Below are 239 nucleotides of genomic sequence, written 5' to 3' on the forward strand. Positions count from 1 at the left end.
TGTAATAATTTTTATAGTTGAAATAATCCGGAAGGGTAACGGAATCGTCTGAGGCATATGCACGAATAATCAGATCAGTACCTGAGCGGATAAACTGAGCATCAGCCAGATTTGCACCTTTAAAGACCAAATCATTGCGATTTGATTGGTAATATGCATCATCTTCGCCCCGATCATTGATTACATCATGTCCGTGACCGGCTGTAAATTCGTAGCGATCTTTTTCCCAGTCACCGCCA

1 protein-coding gene is annotated in these 239 nt (G+C 41.8%); it reads right to left on the reverse strand.

Features of this window, described 5'->3' with window-relative positions; translation table 11 throughout:
* The coding region (locus H3V11_RS11745) for a hypothetical protein (RefSeq protein ID WP_198225105.1) at positions 1-239 on the reverse strand (239 nt) is incomplete at both ends.

Origin of the sequence: Snodgrassella sp. W8158, assembly GCF_016100435.1 — a bacterium.
GTDB classification, from domain to species: domain Bacteria; phylum Pseudomonadota; class Gammaproteobacteria; order Burkholderiales; family Neisseriaceae; genus Snodgrassella; species Snodgrassella alvi.